Source organism: Tessaracoccus sp. ZS01 (assembly GCF_022342445.1).
GTDB lineage: Bacteria > Actinomycetota > Actinomycetes > Propionibacteriales > Propionibacteriaceae > Arachnia.
Window position 1 is genome coordinate 94,837 of the sequence record NZ_PQFE01000004.1, and the last position, 19,070, is coordinate 113,906.

At 68.8% G+C, this 19,070-nt stretch carries 14 protein-coding genes; 10 read left to right on the top strand and 4 right to left on the bottom strand.

From position 1 onward, the window contains the following. The first annotated feature begins 16 nt into the window (after positions 1-16). The 10 genes from C3E87_RS06540 to C3E87_RS06585 all read left to right on the top strand — a co-directional run bounded on the left by C3E87_RS06540 (position 17) and on the right by C3E87_RS06585 (position 13,717). Complete coding sequence (locus C3E87_RS06540; RefSeq protein ID WP_143570925.1) at positions 17-1,648, top strand: hypothetical protein; 1,632 nt, start codon at positions 17-19, stop codon at positions 1,646-1,648. A gap of 142 nt (positions 1,649-1,790) precedes the next feature. Further along, positions 1,791-3,665, top strand: a complete 1,875-nt coding sequence (locus C3E87_RS06545) for a 2-oxoacid:acceptor oxidoreductase subunit alpha (protein WP_233120748.1) — start codon at positions 1,791-1,793, stop codon at positions 3,663-3,665. Continuing rightward, complete coding sequence (locus C3E87_RS06550) at positions 3,665-4,699, top strand: 2-oxoacid:ferredoxin oxidoreductase subunit beta (RefSeq protein ID WP_076060803.1); 1,035 nt, start codon at positions 3,665-3,667, stop codon at positions 4,697-4,699. The genes C3E87_RS06545 and C3E87_RS06550 overlap by 1 nt, the downstream gene beginning before the upstream one ends. Then, the gene (locus C3E87_RS06555; protein ID WP_076060806.1) at positions 4,696-5,922 is read left to right on the top strand and encodes a hypothetical protein; all 1,227 of its coding nucleotides are present in this window, start codon (positions 4,696-4,698) and stop codon (positions 5,920-5,922) included. Before C3E87_RS06550 ends, C3E87_RS06555 begins: the two co-directional genes overlap by 4 nt. 19 nt (positions 5,923-5,941) lie before the next feature. Beyond that, positions 5,942-7,891: a M13 family metallopeptidase gene (locus C3E87_RS06560; protein ID WP_076060809.1), complete on the top strand. Its 1,950-nt coding sequence runs from the start codon at positions 5,942-5,944 to the stop codon at positions 7,889-7,891. A gap of 211 nt (positions 7,892-8,102) precedes the next feature. Then, on the top strand, positions 8,103-9,383 hold the full coding sequence (locus C3E87_RS06565) for an ABC transporter substrate-binding protein (protein ID WP_076060812.1): 1,281 nt from the start codon (positions 8,103-8,105) through the stop codon (positions 9,381-9,383). Positions 9,384-9,443: 60 nt separating this feature from the next. After that, positions 9,444-10,397 carry a carbohydrate ABC transporter permease gene (locus C3E87_RS06570; protein ID WP_076060815.1) on the top strand — a complete coding sequence of 318 codons (954 nt, stop codon included), beginning with the start codon at positions 9,444-9,446 and terminating at the stop codon, positions 10,395-10,397. Beyond that, the gene (locus tag C3E87_RS06575; RefSeq protein WP_076060818.1) at positions 10,397-11,302 is read left to right on the top strand and encodes a carbohydrate ABC transporter permease; all 906 of its coding nucleotides are present in this window, start codon (positions 10,397-10,399) and stop codon (positions 11,300-11,302) included. Before C3E87_RS06570 ends, C3E87_RS06575 begins: the two co-directional genes overlap by 1 nt. After that, on the top strand, positions 11,299-12,693 hold the full coding sequence (locus tag C3E87_RS06580) for a GH1 family beta-glucosidase (RefSeq protein ID WP_076060820.1): 1,395 nt from the start codon (positions 11,299-11,301) through the stop codon (positions 12,691-12,693). Before C3E87_RS06575 ends, C3E87_RS06580 begins: the two co-directional genes overlap by 4 nt. A gap of 10 nt (positions 12,694-12,703) precedes the next feature. Then, on the top strand, positions 12,704-13,717 hold the full coding sequence (locus C3E87_RS06585; RefSeq protein WP_076060823.1) for a LacI family DNA-binding transcriptional regulator: 1,014 nt from the start codon (positions 12,704-12,706) through the stop codon (positions 13,715-13,717). 18 nt (positions 13,718-13,735) lie between these two features. On the opposite strand, the gene C3E87_RS06590 is transcribed toward C3E87_RS06585, so the two are convergent. The 4 genes from C3E87_RS06590 to C3E87_RS06605 all read right to left on the bottom strand — a co-directional run bounded on the left by C3E87_RS06590 (position 13,736) and on the right by C3E87_RS06605 (position 19,053). Next, positions 13,736-14,884: an MFS transporter gene (locus C3E87_RS06590; protein ID WP_143570927.1), complete on the bottom strand. Its 1,149-nt coding sequence runs from the start codon at positions 14,882-14,884 to the stop codon at positions 13,736-13,738. Between the two features lie 95 nt (positions 14,885-14,979). Continuing rightward, positions 14,980-15,945 (bottom strand): polyprenyl synthetase family protein, encoded by a 966-nt coding sequence (locus C3E87_RS06595; protein ID WP_143570928.1) that lies wholly within the window; start codon positions 15,943-15,945, stop codon positions 14,980-14,982. A gap of 16 nt (positions 15,946-15,961) precedes the next feature. Then, entirely contained in the window at positions 15,962-17,542 is a 1,581-nt protein-coding gene (gene nuoN / locus C3E87_RS06600) for an NADH-quinone oxidoreductase subunit NuoN (RefSeq protein ID WP_076060830.1), read from the bottom strand. Next, complete coding sequence (locus C3E87_RS06605; RefSeq protein WP_076060832.1) at positions 17,542-19,053, bottom strand: NADH-quinone oxidoreductase subunit M; 1,512 nt, start codon at positions 19,051-19,053, stop codon at positions 17,542-17,544. Before C3E87_RS06605 ends, nuoN begins: the two co-directional genes overlap by 1 nt. Positions 19,054-19,070: the final 17 nt, after the last annotated feature.

The window sequence follows — 19,070 nt, forward strand, 5'->3', positions numbered from 1 at the left end:
TGGGGAGAAGAACCTGATGAACCGCCTGAAGACCGTCGTGCTGGCCGCGCTCATGGCAGTGGGCGGCGTGCTGCTACCCACCGTCACGGAGGCCCCGGAATCGGCTGCACTGGACGTGTACACCACGCCCGGCACCCACACGCTCAACGGCCGCCAGTGGATGACGGTGTGTGCCGCGTACTCCCCGACGATCGACCGCTGCCGCACGGAGATCTACGCGACGCAGATCACCCGCGACGCGGCCGGCCGCTTCACCCAGGCCAACGGCTGGGCGTTCAACAACCTCACCTACAAGCCGGTGGCGCACAACCTGTGGGGCAACAACCCCCTGGCCACCCCCGGCGAGTGGACGGAAGGGGGCCGTAGGTGGCGCACCGAGTGCGGCACGGCGGCCACCGGCAAGGACGGCTGCCGCAGCTACATCCACGGGACGGCCTACACCTCCGTGGGCGGCCGGATCGAGGCCGTCAACCAGTGGATGTTCAACAACATCGTCCGCGTCACACCGGGCTCGATGAAGGTGGGTCTGGAGGCGGACCCGATCCGACGGGCGCCGGACTTCCTGCACGGCCGGCGGTTCTTCACGCTGGGCACGATCATCACCAACCCGAACGAGGGCGGCCAGGCACGCGGCACCGGCCGGCTCAGCCAGGTGGAGCTCGACCCGGCCGGCAAGCTGGGCACGTTCAGGGAGAGCTACTGGTCATTCACCTGGGACATGGCGCGCGAGTCCGACTACGGCGCCTTCCGCACCTCCATCGCCGACCGCCCCACCGGCTGCACTGTCAGCGCCCCGGACAACGCCGACCGCACCCGCATGGGGCTGCCCGCGTTGCCCGCCGGCACCTGCGACGTGCGGGCGGCCCGGTCCTTCACCGCGAAGCCGACCGTGCGCTACGGCACCTATGACCACTCGGGCGGCAACCGCCTCCGGTTGTTCTGGAACAACTCGTTCATCACGGAGACCTACCTCGACGCCACCGCCGCCGGGCGCCGCCCACAGCGAGCTGCGCCTCGCCGCCCACACGCACCAGGGCAGCGTCAACGCGCTCGGTTTCATGTTCGGTTCGACGAAGGCACCGGCGGCCGGCCGCTCGATGGTCCCGGAGACCCAGAAGCAGCCGCCGTGGCTGCCGCCCCGCTCAGTGAACCCGGCCGTCGTGACACAGTCGCTCTTCCCGAGCCCGGCCGGGGGCGCGGACAAGACCCTCTGGGTGCAGAACCTCGCCACGCCCACCCTTCTCCCGGTGCGGCAGTCCTTCCAGTTCCGCGATTACCAGGACGCCGGGCGCGGCTGCATCGTGACGAAGCCGGAGTTCCGGGGGCGGGTGTCCCCGTCGGGCTGGCACTCCTACTTCTGTCCCCTGGCGGACAACGGCAAGCTGGTCTGGCACCACATGGCCGCGTCGCTGGTGGCGGAGGGCCATGGCCTGTGCGGGATCGGCGACTGGAGCAAGTGCACCGCCGCCAGCCCTCAGACCGTCCGGTTCGGGCTCCCGGCACGGGCCGGCGGCCACGTCTACGCCGGGCTGCAACTGATCGACGACAACAACAGGCTGGCCGCGATCGTCGGCCTGGAGACGAGCATGTACAACCACAAGGCGAGCTCGCAGTCCGCCATGTCGCTGTTCGCCGCCGTGTCCCCTGACAGCTGAACCGGGATTTCGCCGAGCGATCGGGACTAATCGGGGGCTGCGCGGTGTTATGCGCTGAGGGACCCGTGGAACACCGGGTCTAAACTCTGACCGGGGACGATTCGTCTCCGGCGATACGACAAGAGGGAACACACAGTGGCAGACCAGCTCTCGCTCGACCGGGTGGTCATCCGTTTCGCCGGTGACTCCGGCGACGGCATGCAGCTCACCGGAGACCGGTTCACGGCCGAAACGGCCGCGTTCGGCAACGACATCGCGACGCTGCCCAACTTCCCGGCGGAGATCCGCGCGCCACAGGGCACGCTGCACGGGGTGTCCAGCTTCCAGCTGCACTTCGCCAACTTCGACATCGTGACCCCCGGTGACCGGCCGGACGTGCTCGTCGCGATGAACCCGGCTGCGTTGAAGGCGAACCTGAAGGACCTGCCCAAGGGCGGGGTCATCATCGTCGACACGGCCGACTTCACGGCCCGCAACCTCAAGAAGATCGGGTGGCAGACCAACCCGCTCGAGGACGGCAGCCTCACCAACTACTCCGTGCACTCGCTGGACCTCACCGGCCTGGCCACCGGCGCCGTCGAGGGTTTCGGGCTGACCCGCAAGGACGCCTCCCGCACGAAGAACATGTTCGCCCTGGGCCTGCTGAGCTGGCTGTACTCGCGCCCCGTCGACGGCACCCTGCGGTTCCTCAGCGAGAAGTTCGCCTCCAAGCCGGACATCCGCGACGCCAACATCGCGGCCTTCAAGGCCGGTCACGCCTACGGCGAGACCACGGAGGCGTTCGAGGTCAACTACACCATCGCCCCCGCGCCTGTGCCCGCCGGCCGCTACCGCCAGGTATCGGGCAACATCGCCACGGCCTACGGCCTCATCACGGGCGCCCACAAGGCCGGCCTGCAACTCTTCCTGGGGTCCTACCCCATCACCCCCGCCTCGGACATCCTGCACGAACTGTCGCGCCGCAAGGACCTGGGCGTCATGACCTTCCAGGCGGAGGACGAGATCGCCGCCGTCGGCGCGGCGCTGGGCGCTTCGTTCGCCGGCTCCTTGGGCGTCACCACCACATCGGGCCCCGGCATGGCGCTGAAGGCCGAGACCATCGGCCTGGCGGTGATGACCGAACTCCCGCTCGTCGTCGTCAACGTGCAGCGCTCCGGCCCGTCCACCGGCATGCCCACGAAGACCGAGCAGGCAGATCTGCTGCAGGCGATGTACGGCCGCAACGGCGAGTCGCCGCTGCCCGTACTGGCCGCCAAGTCCTCGACGGACTGCTTCGACACCGCGCTCGAGGCCTGCCGCATCGCCGTGAAGTACCGCACGCCGGTCATCATGCTGTCCGACGGGTACCTCGCCAACGGCGCGGAACCCTGGAAGCTGCCGGACCTCAGCCGGATCGAGCCCATCGAACCCGGCTTCGCAACCGAGTTCAACGGCACCGACGCCTCCGGCAAGGACGCGTTCCTGCCCTACGCGCGTGACCCCGAGACCCTCGCCCGTGCCTGGGCCGTGCCGGGCACCCCCGGCTTGGAGCACCGCATCGGCGGCCTCGAGAAGTCCGAGGGCACCGGCAACATCTCCTACGACCCGGACAACCACGAGGCCATGACGCTCACGCGCCGGGCTAAGTTGCGGGGCATCGCCCGCGACATCCCGGACCTCGTCGTCGACGACCCCAGCGGCGACGCCCGGGTACTGGTGCTCGGCTGGGGTTCCACGTACGGCCCCATCACCGCGGCCGCACGGCGCGTCCGCCTCTCCGGACGCAAGGTCGCGCTCGCGCACCTGCGTCACCTCAACCCCATGCCGGACAACCTGGGCGACATCCTGCACCGCTACGACAAGGTTGTGGTGCCCGAGATGAACCTCGGCCAGCTCGCCGTCGTGTTGCAGGCGCGCTACGCCAAGGCCATCACGCGCTACTCGCGCGTCCGTGGGCTGCCCATCTCGCTCACCGAGCTCGAGGTCGACCTGTGCGCGGAGATCGACGCCACCACCAAGGAGGACAACTGATGTCGGGTCTCGTCGGAGTTCCGCTGAGCGTCGAACCGCTCAGCAAGAAGGACTTCACCTCGGATCAGGAGGTGCGCTGGTGCCCCGGCTGTGGCGACTACGCCGTCCTGTCAACCTTCCAGTCCATGATGGCCACGCTCGGCATCAAGCGTGAGAACACCGTCATCATCTCGGGCATCGGCTGCTCGTCGCGGTTCCCGTACTACGTGGACTCCTACGGCATGCACTCCATCCACGGGCGCGCGCCGGCCATCGCCACGGGCGTGGCCATGACGCGGCCGGACCTCAACGTCTGGGTCGTGACGGGAGACGGTGACGCCCTCTCCATCGGCGGCAACCACCTGATCCACACGCTGCGCCGCAACGTGAACCTCACCATCCTGCTGTTCAACAACCGGATCTACGGCCTCACCAAGGGCCAGTACTCCCCCACCTCGGAGATCGGCAAGCTCACCAAGTCGACGCCGTACGGCTCGGTGGACACCCCGTTCAACCCCGTCACGCTCGCGCTCGGCGCGGAGGCCACCTTCGTGGCCCGCACCATCGACTCGGACCGCGCGCACCTGTCCGAGGTGCTGACGGCGGCGGCCAACCACCGCGGCACGTCGCTGGTGGAGATCTACCAGAACTGCCCCATCTTCAACGATGACGCGTTCTCCACGTTGAAGGGCCCGGACGGTCTGCTCATCAAGCTGGTGCACGGCGAGCCCATCACGTTCGGCAATGGCGAACTGGCCGTTGCCAGGGGTGCCGACGGCGACCTGAAGGTGGTCCGCACCGCTGAGGTGGACCAGGCCAGCATCGTCGTGCACGACGAGACGCGCCAGGACCCCACGCTGGCGTTCGCGCTGTCGCGCCTCACGGAACCGGGCGTGCTCCGGCAGGCCCCCATCGGCATCTTCAGGCGTGTTGAGCGCCCCAGTTATGATGACCTCGTCCGAGACCAGATCGGTACCGCAAGGGCCGCAGACACCGAGGCCGCGCTTGCCGCGGTGCTCGCCGGGCCAGATACCTGGGAGGCAGAGACGCGATGACAGACCGGCAGCCGGGTTGGCATCAGCCGCTGCCGCCCGACGGCCCCACGTCACCGACGACGCCCACCCGCCCCATGACGGGCGACGAGGCGCCTGCCCTGGATACGTTCGATGCCGTCGGCATGCAGTCCGTGCTCACCCGGGCCCGCAACCACAGCCGGTTCGTCGCACCTCCCCCTGAGGAGGCCGCCACCCGGCGCCCCTTCCCCGTGCGGGCCCTGGGCTGGGGAATGGCGCTGATCCTCGCCGTCGGGGTGCTCACCGGTTTCCTCTACGTGAACCACTTCAGACCGGTCGCCGATGATCCGGACACGATCGTCTCCCTCCCCAGCCCGACGGCGAGCATCTCTGAGGTCACGGCACAGACGCCGCAGGAGATCGTCTCGGAGTACTTCGAGGCGCTCTCCACCGGCGACCTGGCCCGCGCGCTGGCGATGGGCGACACGGGCGGCAACGGTTCCCAGGCACTGCTGAACGCCGACGTCTACGCCCGCTCCCGCGAACTCAGCCCCATCACCGACGTCGAGATCCTGTCGGACAGCCTGACGGCCACCGACATCCCGGTGCGCTACCTCATTGGGGGCGAGCCGTTCGAGACGACCATCTCGCTCAACCTGCTGGACAACGGCAGGTACCGCCTGGCGCAGACCACCGTCACCGCGGAGTTCGTGCTCGCCGGCGGCCAGAATCTCCCGGTGCTGGTCAACGGCCAGAGGGTCGACCCGTCGCTCACCTATGAGGTCGTGCCCGGCACCTACGAGGTCTCCACCGGCCTGCCCTTCCTCGATTTCACCGAGACCAGCATGCTGCAGGTGGCCTCCCCGTCCCGGGCCGACGCCGTGAAGGTCAACATCACGCCAGAGCTCACGGAGGCCGGTCGTGACGCACTGATCGGGGCCGCCAGGGCCTCCCTGAACGCCTGCTTCAGCACCCCGAGCATCGCGCCCGCGGGGTGTCCCAACCAGGCGGAAGCGGCGGGTGGCGCGACGGTCTCCTCGGCGAGATGGCGCCTCACGAACAACCCCTGGTCCGAAGCTTCCCCCACGCTGGTGGCCGACGACCAGAGCGTGGCCCTGATCCGGCTGCGGCTGGCCACCTCCCTCGACATCAGCTACAGCAACGGGTCCGGCTCGCACCCCACGCCGACGATCTCCGCAGACGTGCGCGCCTCCATGCTGGGCCGCGATCCGTCGGCCATCGAGGTCACCTGGAGCACCGGATAGCGACGGTAGGGTGGCGGCCATGACCCCTGCGATCGACTTCGAACATTCCGACCCCGCCGTCCGTCCACAGGACGACCTCTTCCGCCACGTCAACGGGACCTGGCTGCGGACGGCCACCATCGAACCCGACCAGTCCTCGGCCGGCGGTTTCGTGGACCTGCGCAACGCCGCAGAACTCGACGTGCGCGCGATCGTGGAGGAGCAGCAGCAGGGCGATCCGGCCACCGACGAGGGTCGTATCGCTGCGCTCTACGCCTCCTTCATGGACACGGACCGCATCGAGGCGCTCGGCATCGAACCGGTGCGCCCCATCCTGGACAGCATCGACGCCATCGATTCGCCTGTCGCCCTGGCCCGGCACCTCGGCTGGTCGCTGCGCCACGGGCTGAGCCCTCTGGTGCACCTCTACGAGGAATCAGACCCGGGGGATCCCAGCCGTTACGCCGTGTTCGCCTCGCAGGGTGGCCTGGGGCTGCCCGACGAGGCCTACTACCGCCTCGATGAGCACGCCGAGATCCGGGAGAAGTACCTGGCCCACCTGACGCGCGTCTTCGAACTGGCCGGCTTCGAACTTGCCGAGCAGCAGGGCCAGGCCGTCCTCGCCGTCGAGACGGAGATCGCGTCACACCACTGGGACAGGGTCCGCTGCCGCGACCTGCGGGCGATGTACAACCCCACCTCGTTGGAGGACGTCATCTCCGCCACGCCCGGGTTCGACTGGGACGCCTTCCTCGAAGGAGCCGGGATCCCCCGCGCGAAGCTGGCCGAACTGATCGTCAGCCAGCCGTCGTTCCTCGAACGGGTGGCGCCTGTGCTGGTCTCGGCGCCCCTCGACACGTGGCGCTCGTGGGCACGATGGAAGGCGCTTTCGGGGCTGTCGGCCTACCTGTCCGAGGACTTCGTCGAGGCCCGCTTCGACTTCTACGAGAAGACACTGGCCGGCAACGAGGAGCAGCGCCCCCGCTGGAAGCGCGGCCTCGCCCTGGTGGAGGGTGTGCTCGGCGAAGCCGTCGGCCGTCTCTACGTGGAGCGCCACTTCAAGCCCGAGGCGAAGGCCGCCATGGACGAGTTGGTGGGCAACCTGATGAAGGCCTACGAGAACTCCATCACGAAGCTGACCTGGATGACCGAGGAGACCCGCGCCGAGGCGCTGCGCAAGCTCAGCCAGTTCACGCCCAAGATCGGTTACCCGGTGAAGTGGCGCGACTACTCGGCGCTGCCGGTCACCGCCGACGACCTGGTCGCCAACGTGCTCGCCGCGAACTCCTTCGAGCTGGACTACACCTTGGAGCGCATCGGCGGGCCGGTGGACCGCGACGAGTGGCAGATGTTCCCGCAGACGGTCAACGCCTACTACCACCCGCTGCGCAACGAGATCGTGTTCCCCGCAGCCATCCTGCAGCCGCCCTTCTTCAACGCCGACGCGGACGACGCGGTCAACTACGGCGCCATCGGCGCGGTCATCGGCCACGAGATCGGGCACGGCTTCGACGACAAGGGCAGCACCTGCGACGGTGACGGCCGCCTGCGCGACTGGTGGCAGCCCGCCGACAGGGAGTCCTTCGAGGCACTCGCCGAGCGGCTGATCGGTCAGTACGAGGGGCTCGTCCCGGAAGGCATCGAGGGGGCCGGCGTCAACGGCAGGCTCACCGTCGGGGAGAACATCGGCGACCTCGGCGGCCTGGGCATCGCCTACGACGCGTGGCTGCTCGCCGGCGGCGACCCCCGCGGCGAGGCGGTCGACGGGCTGACCCCGGCCCAGCGCTTCTTCACCGGCTGGGCGCAGGCGTGGCGCGGCAAGCGGCGCCCCGAGGCCATGAGGGTCCTGTTGGCGACGGACCCGCACTCGCCCAACGAGTTCCGCTGCAACCAGATCGTGCGCAACCTCGACGCCTTCTACGGCGCCTTCGAGGTCAGCGCCGACGACGCCCTCTGGCTCGCCCCGGAGGACCGCGTCACCATCTGGTGATCTCTCGGCAGAGGGCTGGAGCGCTGATCATGGCGCTCCAGCCCTTTTTGTATCACCCCTTGTCACGGCCGCTTACGGAAATATGAGATCGCTCTCATGTCTCGATTTGGTAACAGAACGCTCCTCCAGCTTGACTCACCTCCCGGAAAGGATGAGAGTTACCCAATGAGAGCGCTCCCACGGAGCGCACGGACATGACGAAGGAGTCATAGTGAAGAAGCGTTCCATCGCCCTGGTCAGTGCGCTGGCCATCGGGCTCACCGCCTGTTCCGCCAGTGCGGAGCCTGCCGACAACGAGACCGGCGCCAGCAGCGACGAGCAGATCACCCTGCGCGTGGCCACGTTCAACGAATTCGGCTACGAGGATCTCTTCCAGGACTACATGGATGAGCACCCCAACGTGAAGATCGAGCACAAGAAGGCCGCCACGACCGACGAGGCCCGCGACAACCTCAACACCCGCCTGGCCGCCGGCTCCGGCCTCTCGGACATCGAAGCCGTCGAGGTCGACTGGCTGCCCGAACTGATGCAGTACGCCGACAAGTTCGTCGATCTCAAGAACGACGACGTCGAAGGCCGCTGGCTCGAATGGAAGGAAGCCTCCGCCACCACCGCCGACGGCCAGCTGATCGGTTACGGCACCGACATCGGCCCCGAGGCCGTGTGCTACCGCTCGGACCTCTTCGAGGCCGCGGGCCTGCCGTCGGACCGTGAAGCCGTCGCCGACCTCCTCGAGGGCGACTGGGACACCTACTTCAACGTGGGCAAGGACTTCGTCGCCAAGTCCGACGCCGCCTGGTACGACTCCTCCGACGCCACCTTCCAGGGCATGGTCAACCAGGTCGCCACCCCGTTCGAGAGCGAGGACGGCACGCCTATCCCCCTGGCCGACAACGCGGAGATCAAGAGCATCTACGACCAGATCATGCAGGCCAAGGCCGACGACCTCTCCGCCGGGTACGCCCAGTGGAGCGAAGACTGGACCGCAGCCTTCCAGAACGACGGCTTCGCCACGATGCTGTGCCCGGGCTGGATGATGGGCGTCATCGAAGGCAACGCGGCCGGCGTGACCGGTTGGGACGTCGCTGACGTGTTCCCCGGCGGCGGCGGCAACTGGGGCGGCTCGTTCCTGACCGTCCCCGAGCAGTCGGCCAACCCCGAGGCCGCCCGCGAGCTCGCGGCGTGGCTGACAGCCCCTGAGCAGCAGATCAAGGCCTTCATGTCGAAGGGCACCTTCCCCTCGCAGGTGGACGCCCTGGACAGTGAAGAACTCCTCGGCCAGACCAACGAGTTCTTCAGCGGCGCGCCCACCGGCGAGATCCTCGCCAACCGTGCGGCCGCCGTCGACGTCACCCCCTTCAAGGGCCCGAACTACTTCTCGATCCGCGCCACCGTCACCGATGCGCTGAACCGCGTCGAGTCCGGCACCGACGACGCGGCGTCGTCGTGGGACAAGGCCATCGAAGCCTACGAGGCCCTCGGCCTCAACTGATCCCCCGACTGGGTGGGCCCGGCGCGCCGCCGGGCCCACCACCCACCCAAGGAACTGCGAATGCCATCCATGACCACCTGGCGGCAGCGGGCGAACCGCTGGGACGTCAAGTACTCGCCCTACCTCTACATCAGCCCCTTCTTCATCCTCTTCGCGATCGTGGGGCTCTACCCGCTCATCTACACCGCCTGGGTCTCCGTGCACGACTGGCACCTGATCGGCGGCCAAGGGGACTTCGTCGGGCTCCAGAACTTCATCGACGTCCTGCAGCAGCCGCGCTTCTACAACGCGCTGCGCAACACGTTCTCGATCTTCCTGCTGTCGTCCGTGCCCCAGCTGATCGCGGCGATCTTCATCGCCTGGATGCTCGACGCCAACCTGCGGTCCAAGACCCTGTGGCGCATGGGCGTCCTCCTGCCCTACGTGGTGGCACCGGTGGCGGTCTCCCTGATCTTCTCCAAGCTCTTCGCGGACAGCTCCGGCCTGATCAACACCCTGCTCGGCCAGATCGGGATGAACCCCGTCGGCTGGCACTCGGACAGCTTCGCGGCCCACGTGGCGATCGCGACGATGGTGAACTTCCGGTGGACCGGCTACAACACGCTGATCTTCCTGGCCGCCATGCAGGCCGTGCCGCGCGAACTCTATGAGGCCGCCGTCGTCGACGGGGCCAACCGGGTCCAGCAGTTCTTCTCCGTGACACTGCCGTCGCTGCGTCCCACGATGATCTTCGTCATCATCACCTCCACCATCGGCGGCCTGCAGATCTTCGACGAGCCGCGCATGTTCGACCAGTTGGGTCAGGGCGGAGCGGACCGGCAGTGGCAGACGCTCACGATGTACCTCTACGAACTGGGCTGGGGGCCGCAACGCAGCTTCGGCCGGGCCTCGGCGGTGGCGTGGCTGCTGTTCCTCATCATCATCGTCATCGGCGTGATCAACTTCTGGCTGACCAGCCGCATCTCCAGTTCCGAGGGCCGCAAGGCCAGGCAGCGCACCAAGGAGGCCGTGTGATGCATTCGACACCCATGATCGAACAGACCGCGGGCAAGGGCGCAGCCCGTTACGCCCGCCGCAAGCTGGGGCTGGTCTCCGGCAGGCGCCGGGCCGGGTGGGGCACGTACGTGACCCTGACGCTGGTGCTGCTCATCTCCATCTACCCCCTCTACTACGCCATCCAGCTGGCGAGCTCCGACGCGGCCACCATCGCCCGCAATCCCATTCCGCCCCTGCTGCCGCAGGGCAACCTCATCGAGAACCTCAACCGGGTGCTCAGCTCCGACATCAACTTCTGGCGGGCCTTCACCAACAGCGTCATCGTCTCGACGGTCACCTCGGTGTTCCTCGTGATCTTCTCGACCCTGGCCGGTTACGCCTTCGCAAAGCTGCGCTTCCGCGGCAAGGGGCCGCTGCTGATCTTCGTCATCGCCACCATGGCCGTGCCGATGCAGCTGGGCATCGTCCCGCTGTTCATCGTCATGAGCGAACTGGGGCTCACCGGTAGCCTCGCCGCCGTCATCATCCCCAACATCGTCACCGCTTTCGGCGTGTTCTGGATGACCCAGTACCTGAGCCAGGCGCTGCCCTACGAGCTGATCGAAGCGGCCCGCGTCGACGGCTGCTCCATGATCAGCACGTTCCGCCACGTCGCACTCCCCGCCGCGATGCCGGCTGCCGCGATGCTCGCCCTGTTCACCTTCGTGGCCCAGTGGACCAACTTCTTCTGGCCGTTCATCGTCCTCGATGCCAGCAATCCCACGCTTCCCGTGGCGTTGCAGCTGCTGCAGGCCAGCTACTTCAAGGACTATTCCCTCATCATGGCCGGCGTGGTCATCTCCACCGTGCCACTCATCGTCGTTTTCATCATCACAGGACGTCGGCTCGTGGCCGGCGTCATGGAAGGAGCAGTGAAGGGATGACCCCCGTCACCTTTACCCCCGACTTCATCTTCGGCGCGGCCACGGCCGCCTTCCAGATCGAGGGCGCCAACACCGAGGACGGCCGCGTGCCGTCCATCTGGGACACGTTCTGTGCCACCCCGGGCAAGGTTGCAGGTGGCGACACCGGTGAGGTGGCGTGCGACCACTACCACCGCATGCCGCAGGACGTCGCCCTCATGAAGGAACTGGGGCTCCAGGCCTACCGGTTCTCGACGGCCTGGCCCCGCGTGGTGCCCGCCCCCGGGGAGGTCAACCAGAAGGGTCTCGACTTCTACTCGCGGCTCGTCGACGAGCTCCTGGCCGATGGCATCAAGCCGTGGCTGACCCTGTACCACTGGGACCTGCCCCAGTACGAGCAGGACAGGGGCGGCTGGACCAACCGCGACACCGCCCACCGGTTCGCCGACTACGCCGAGGTGATGTACCGCGCCCTGGGCGACCGGGTCGACATCTGGACCACGCTCAACGAGCCCTGGTGCTCCGCGTTCCTGGGCTACGCGAACGGCGAGCATGCCCCGGGCCACCAGGACGGACGCGAGGCACTGGCCGCGGCCCACCACCTCCTCCTGGGGCACGGGCTGGCCGTGACGCGGCTGCGTGAGCTCGGTCTCGCACAGCCGAAGCAGGTGGGGATCACCATCAACCCCGGCATCCACCACCCGGCAGACCCGGACAGCGCCGCGGACCGCGACGCCGCCCGGCGGCACGACGCCCTGCGCAACCGCATCTGGCTGGACCCCCTCTTCACGGCGGAGTACCCGGCAGACCTCATCGCCGACATGGGCGACCTCTGGCCCGCGGAACTGATCCTCGATGGGGACCTGGAGGTCATCTCCCAGCCCATCGACGTGCTCGGGATCAACTTCTACAACGGTGAGACCACCGCCGCCGTCCCGGGCGCCGACGTCGACTCCCCCGGCTCGCCGCACCCGCGCACCGGCGACACCACGGGCGTCAGCCGCGACGTCCCCCTGACCGCCATGGGCTGGGAGATCTACGCGCCGGACTTCACCGACGTGCTGGTGCGCCTGAGCCGCGACTGGGCCGCCCCGCACGGCGCCCACCTGGTCGTGACCGAGAACGGGGCCGCCTTCAACGACGTGCCGGACGCCGACGGGTTCGTGGCCGACGCCGACCGCAGCGACTACCTCTACCAGCACATCGGTGCCGTCCACGACGCCATCGAGGCCGGGGCCGACGTCCGGGGCTACCTCGCCTGGTCGTTGCTGGACAACTTCGAATGGGCCTGGGGCTACGAGAAGCGCTTCGGCATCGTCCACGTCGATTACGACACCCAGGTGCGCACGCCCAAGGCCTCTGCCCGTTGGTACGCTGACATGATCCGTTCACGCGAACTGGCCAAGCCGTAAGAAGGATGAGATGAGTCTCAACGGTCGCCCGCCGACACTCGAAGACGTGGCACGCCTCGCCGGCGTGTCGCGGGCGACCGCTTCCCGCGCCATCATCGAGCCCGCCAAGGTGTCGGAGGAGCGCCGCTCCGCCGTCGAGGAGGCGATGGCCCGCTTGGGCTACGTCCCCAACGCCGCGGCCCGCAGCCTGGTGACGCGCCGAACCATGTCGATCGCCGTCGTGGTGCCCGAACCCACGCGCACGGTGTTCGAGGATCCCTTCTTCCAGGCCGCCATCGGCGGTATCAACTCGGTCCTCACCGGCGCCGACTACCAACTGGTCCTCCTGATGGGAGACCCGCAGGGGCAGACGCAACGGGTGCGCCACTACCTGCGCTCGCGCCTGGCAGACGGCATCGTCGTGGTGTCCCACCACGGGTCCGACGGCGTGGTGGAGACCGCCGTGGCGGCCGGCGTGCCCACCGTGCTGGTGGGTCGGCCGTTCAGCGGCGTCGTCAAAGTCGCCTACAGCGACCTGGACAACGTGCTGGGCGGCCGGCTCGCCACCCGGCACCTCATCCAGCAGGGCTGCTCGACCATCGGCATCGTCACCGGCCCGCTGGACATGGTGGGCGCCCGCGACAGGTTCGACGGTTGGCGCACGGAACTCGCGGCGCACGGCAAGTCGGCCGGCGGCATCTGGCATGGCGACTTCGACCGCGACTCCGGCCTCTCCGCAGGGCAGGAGATCGCCACCGGCGCGGTGAAGCTCGACGGGCTCTTCGTCTCCTCAGACCTCATGGCGCTGGGGGTGCTGGAATCGCTCGCGGAGCACGGTGTCCGGGTCCCCGACGACCTCCGGGTGGTCGGCTTCGACGACATCAGCCTGGCCGCCTATGCCAAGCCGTCCCTCACGACCGTCACGAACTCCGGGTTCGCGCTGGCCACCGCCGCCGCCGAGTTGCTGATCCAGCAGCTCCAGACCGGGGTGATCCCGGCGCCCAGGATCCTGCACCCCGAACTCGTCGTCCGAGACTCGGCCTGATCGCTCGGGGCCTGCCGGTCAGGCCAGGCGCTCGCGCACCGCGATGGCGACCCCCGCCACCGCCACCGCGGCCGCGGTGACGACGAAGGCCTGGGCGAAGCCGAACCCGCCGGCAAGCGCGCCGATCGCCATGGCGCCGACGCCGGTGCCGACGTCGAAGCCGACGTTCCAGATCACCGACGTGGGGGCGCGGTTCTCCTCCCCCGCCTCCACGAACGAGCGCACCAGCGTCACCGTCTGCAGCGCACCGTAAGCCAGGCCCAGCAGGGCGGCGCCGACGATCATCCACGCGGGCTGCCCCCACCGCAGCGAGGCCGCGATGCCCGCCACCCCCAGCGCGCCCACCCAGAGCAGTGACCAGATGAACGGCCTGGTGCCGTAGCGGTCACTCAGCCCACCGACAAGGTAGCGCCCCACGGCCGCCAGCCCCGTCACGGCGAGCAGGACGGTCATGGCCACGACGGGGTCGCTGACCAGCTGCGGGGCGAAGGTCAGCACGGCACCGCCGGAGGCCGTCACGAGCAGCAGGGCGACCACGGGCATCCAGATCAACGGGAGGACGCGCAGCAGCGGCGCGCCCGCCGAGGACGCCCCCGGGTCGCCCGCCGTCTGCCTGGAGATCTGCCGCCCGAGTTCCGCCACCCACAGAAGGGCGACCACCGGCAGCAGGCCGAGGACGAGCGTCCAGCGCACGCCGATCACGTCGGCCAGTAGGGGCGCCACCGACATCAGTACCAGCTGCGGAATGGAGATGGCGAGGCCGTAGAGGCCGACACCCCGGCCACGCGCCTCTGGAGGGGTCAGGAGTGCCACGGCGGTGGCGCCGCACACCGTGATGACGCCGAAGCCGACGCCGCGCAGGGCGTTGGTGCCGAGCACCACCCACAGGTCCGGGCTGATCGCCTGCAGTGCGGCGGGGATCCCCAGCGCCAGGAGGCCCAGCGACAGGGTGCGGGTCCAGCCCCACCTGGCCAGCCAGCGGTTGACCTGCAGCTGGGTGAGGACGGTGGTGGCCATCAGGACCGTGGTGGCCATGCCGGAGCCGAACTCCGCAGCGCCGCCCCGAGCGGCCCACAGCGGGGAGATGGGCAACAACAGCGCGAAGCCGGCGAACGCCACGGAGGCGGTCAGCAGGATCAGCGGCATACCCGGCGCGCGCAGCACCACGAGGCATCACTCCAAGAGGTAGGGGGAATCAACCGCCTCACTCTACCCGGAGGGCCGGTGGGCCCCGCCTCGTCGGGCGGCGGGCCGCGCGTGGCCTAGGAGGTGCGCTCGACGAGATCCGTGCACACCTGCAGCAGCGCGTCCTTCGCCTCGCCCTCGGGCAGTGGCGCCAGGTGGGCGCGCGCGATGTCGGCGTGGCGCTCGACCTCGGCCTTCGCACGGCCCATGACCGGGTGGGCCTTGAGCCCCTCCAGGGCGGCCTCCAGGTCCTCGTCGGAGCTGAGGTCGCCGTCGATCAGCGCGAGCAGGTCCGCGTCCGCCGCATCCTTCTCCGCCCGCAGCATGAGGACGGGCAGTGTGGGGACGCCCTCGCGCAGGTCCGTACCGGGCGTCTTGCCGGTGCTGGTGGAGGTGATGTCGATGAGGTCGTCCGAGAGCTGGAACACCAGCCCGATCTCCTCGCCGAAGTTCGTGAGCGCGGTGAGCACCTCGTCGGGGGCGCCGGACACCATGCCGCCGAAGCGGGCCGACGCGGCGATCAGCGAGCCGGTCTTGTCCGCGATGACCTGGATGTAGTGGGCCAGCGGGTCCTCGCCCTCGCCGGGGCCCTTGGTCTCGGCGATCTGGCCCTGCACCAGGCGCGAGAACGTCTCCGCCTGCAGCATGACGTAGTCGACACCGAGCTCGGCGACCGTGGTGGAGGCGCGGGCGAACAGGAAGTCGCCCACGAGGATGGCCACGGAGTTGCCCCACAGCCGGTTGGCCGACGGGGCGCCGCGGCGCAGGTCCGCGACGTCCATGACGTCGTCGTGGTAGAGGCTCGCCACGTGCGTGAGCTCCATGACCATGGCGGCCCGCATGAGGTCGTCGTGGTCCGATTCTCCGCCGAAGTGGGAGGAGAGGAAGACCAACAGCGGACGGAACCGCTTGCCGCCCGCCGCGATGATGTGGCGGGCGGCCTCGGTCACGAACGGCGAACTGGCCACGGCGCTCTCGACCAGGTGCCCCTCGAACTCGTCGAGGAGCACGGTCAAGCGTGCGTCGAGCAGGTCGTTGCCCACTGTGGGTCTCCTAGGGTCAGCGGATGAACTGTGCGGCGCCGGCAACCAGGTCGAGCACGCCGCCCGGCACGAGGCCGAGGACCAGAGTAGCCAGACCTGTGACCGCGAGCACAACCCACGTCCCGGCGGACGGGGATTCGACCACGCCCACGGTCGCTTCGTCGGCGTCCTGGAACCACATGGCCACGACGACCTTGAGGTAGAAGAACGCGGCGATGACGCTCATCACCACGGCGACGAGGACGAGCCAGCCGTAGCCGCCCTGCCACGCCGACGCGAACACGGTCAGCTTGCCCACGAAGCCGGCGGTCAGCGGGATGCCCGCGAAGCTGAGCATGAACAGGGTCATGAGCGCTGCGATGAGGGGGCTGCGCCTCCCGAGGCCCTTCCAGGACTCGAGGCCGTTGGCCTCGCCGCCCGCGCGGCGCACCATCATGACGATGGCGAAGGCACCCAGGGTGGCCACGCCGTAGGTCAGCAGGTAGAACGCGACGGCGGCCACGGACGCCACCGACACGTTGTCGCCGGCCTCCACGGCCCCGACGACGCCCACCAGGATGAAGCCGGCGTGCGCGATCGAGGAGTAGGCCAGCAGTCGCTTGATGTCGGTCTGCGCGAGGGCCGCGGTGGCACCCACCAGCATCGTGACGACCGCGACGACGGAGAACAGCAGCTGCCAGTCCCAGGCGAGTCCGCCGAGCGCGACGTAATACACCCGCAGCAGAGCGGCCACGGCGGCGGTCTTGGTGGCCACCGCCATGAAGCCCGTCACCGGGGTGGGGGCGCCCATGTAGGCGTCCGGGGTCCACGAGTGGAACGGCACTGCGCCCATCTTGAACAGCAGGCCCACCGATGCCAGCAGCATGCCGCCGAGCAGCAGCCACTTCGAGCCGGTCCCGGCGGTGACCGCATCTGCGATCCCGGCCAGCGTCAGGGCGCCGGAGTAGCCGTACAGCAACGAGATGCCGTAGAGCATGATCGCCGAGGCGATGGAGCCGAGGAGGAAGTACTTGAGGGCAGCTTCCTGGCTCAGCAGGCGACGGCGGCGGGCCATGCCGGTGAGCAGGTACAGCGGCAGCGAAAGGATCTCCACCGCCACGAACAGCACCAGCAGGTTGTTGGTGGACGAGAACAGCAGCATGCCGAACAGCGCGAACACCAGCAACGGGAAGACCTCGGTGTGCTCACGGCGGAGGCGGTCCGCCTCCCGCTCGAGCGGCGAGCCGGGCACGGTGGCGGCGGACGACGCGAACGCCGACACTCCCCCAGCGACGCGGCGCTCGGCGAAGAGCGCCACCCCCGCGAGCCCGACGAGCAGCAGCAGCGTCCAGAAGACGTAGGTCGGGCCGTCGATCGCGAGCAGCCCCATGGCAGCGAGCGAAGGTGCTTCCTGGACCCAGTTGAGGATGGTCACCCCGAGCGCGGCGAGGATGCCGACCGCGGCCAGACCCGCCTGCACCGGCTGGCGGAGGTGCCGGGGCACGAAGCCCTCGAGCAGGATGCCCAGGGCACCCACACCGAGCAGGATGAAGAGCGGCGTCAGCAGCATCCACTCCAGCGTGGGAGCGGGGATCGGCGTCTCCAAGAGGTTGATCATCAGTTGCCTTCCTCAGCCTGCGGGGCGGGATCGGTCACGCCGACGGTGGCCATCGTGCCCTGAGCAGCGTCGTCCGCCACTGCCAGCACGGGCTTCGGGAAGAAGCCGAACAGCAGCAGCAGGGCGATGAGCGGCGCAACGACGGCCTTCTCGCGAAGCGTGAGATCGGTGGTGACATGGCTGGCGACCTGCTCGGTCACCGGGCCGGTCATCGTGGTCTTGTACATCCGCAGCACGTACACGGCGGCCAGCACCATGGCCAGCACCAGGAACGCGATGTGGATGGGGTAACGCTGCCAGGAACCGGCGAGCACCAGGAACTCGGCGACGAAGTTGCCGAAGCCCGGCAGCGACAGGGCGGAGAGACCCGCGAGCAGCAGTACGCCGGAGAGCACCGGGGCCACCTTCTGCACGCCGCCGTAGGCGTCGATGTCTGCGGAACCGCGGCGTCGGATCATGAACCCGACGACGAGGAACAGCGCGGCGGTCGACAGCCCGTGGTTCAGCATGTAGTAGATCGAGCCGCTCATGGACTGGCTGGTCAGCGCGAAGATGCCGAACACCATCAGGCCGAAGTGGCTGATCGAGGTGTAGGACACCAGGCGCAGCAGGTCCTTGGCGCCGAACGCCATGAGGGCGCCGTAGAACATGGACACGATCGCCCAGATGAGGATCACCGGGGTGGCCCACTGGCTGGCCTCGGGGAACGCCTGGAGGCAGATCTTGATCATCCCGAAGGTGCCGATCTTGTCCAGGATGCCCACGAGCAGCGTCGAGGTGCCCGGCGTGGCCTGCTCGGCCGAGTCCGGCAGCCACGTGTGCAGCCCGGCCAGCGGCGCCTTCACCGCGAAGGCGAAGAAGAAGCCCGCGAAGAGCCAGCGGCCCATGGACGTGTCGATGTCGAGCCCGACGAGGTCGCCGATCAGGAAGCTCGGCGAGCCGGCCGCCGCCGTGACGGCGTAGACGCCCGCCACCGCGACCAGCATGACCAGGCCACCGGCCAGTGAGTAGATCAGGAACTTGACCGCGGCGGCGCTGCGACGGGGGCCGCCGTAGCCACCGATGAGGAAGTACGTCGGGATCAGCGTCGCCTCGAAGGCCACGTAGAAGAGCAGGATGTCCGAGGCCATGAACACGAACAGCGCGAAGCCCTGCAGCAGCAGCGCGAGCGCGAAGAACGTGGAGCCGCCCCAGCGGGAGGTGGGCTCATCGCCCGTGTGCCACTCGGCGAGCAGCACGACCGGCACGATGAGGACGGTCATCAGCACCAGGATGGCGCCCATCCCGTCCAGGTCCAGCGCGTAGCGCGCGCCGATCGCGGAGATCCAGGAGACGTCCTCGGCCAGCACGGCGTCCTGCGTGTGCAGGATGAACGCCAGGACACCGAGCACCAGAGTGGTGACCGCGAAGCCGTAGCCGACGAGCTTGCCGACGTGACCCTTCACGAAGAACAGCACGATCGCGCCGACGATGGGCACCAGGCCGAGGACCGTCAGAAGAGGGAATGCCATTGTCATTTCTCAGTTAC

What these genes read in the sequence shown, in the direction of transcription:
- nuoN (WP_076060830.1), bottom strand. Translation starts at nt 17,542, where the DNA reads ATGATCAACCTCTTGGAGACGCCGATCCCCGCTCCCACGCTGGAGTGG.
- C3E87_RS06570 (WP_076060815.1), top strand. Translation starts at nt 9,444, where the DNA reads ATGCCATCCATGACCACCTGGCGGCAGCGGGCGAACCGCTGGGACGTC.
- C3E87_RS06555 (WP_076060806.1), top strand. Translation starts at nt 4,696, where the DNA reads ATGACAGACCGGCAGCCGGGTTGGCATCAGCCGCTGCCGCCCGACGGC.
- C3E87_RS06540 (WP_143570925.1), top strand. Translation starts at nt 17, where the DNA reads ATGAACCGCCTGAAGACCGTCGTGCTGGCCGCGCTCATGGCAGTGGGC.
- C3E87_RS06585 (WP_076060823.1), top strand. Translation starts at nt 12,704, where the DNA reads ATGAGTCTCAACGGTCGCCCGCCGACACTCGAAGACGTGGCACGCCTC.
- C3E87_RS06605 (WP_076060832.1), bottom strand. Translation starts at nt 19,053, where the DNA reads ATGGCATTCCCTCTTCTGACGGTCCTCGGCCTGGTGCCCATCGTCGGC.
- C3E87_RS06550 (WP_076060803.1), top strand. Translation starts at nt 3,665, where the DNA reads ATGTCGGGTCTCGTCGGAGTTCCGCTGAGCGTCGAACCGCTCAGCAAG.
- C3E87_RS06575 (WP_076060818.1), top strand. Translation starts at nt 10,397, where the DNA reads ATGCATTCGACACCCATGATCGAACAGACCGCGGGCAAGGGCGCAGCC.
- C3E87_RS06580 (WP_076060820.1), top strand. Translation starts at nt 11,299, where the DNA reads ATGACCCCCGTCACCTTTACCCCCGACTTCATCTTCGGCGCGGCCACG.
- C3E87_RS06560 (WP_076060809.1), top strand. Translation starts at nt 5,942, where the DNA reads ATGACCCCTGCGATCGACTTCGAACATTCCGACCCCGCCGTCCGTCCA.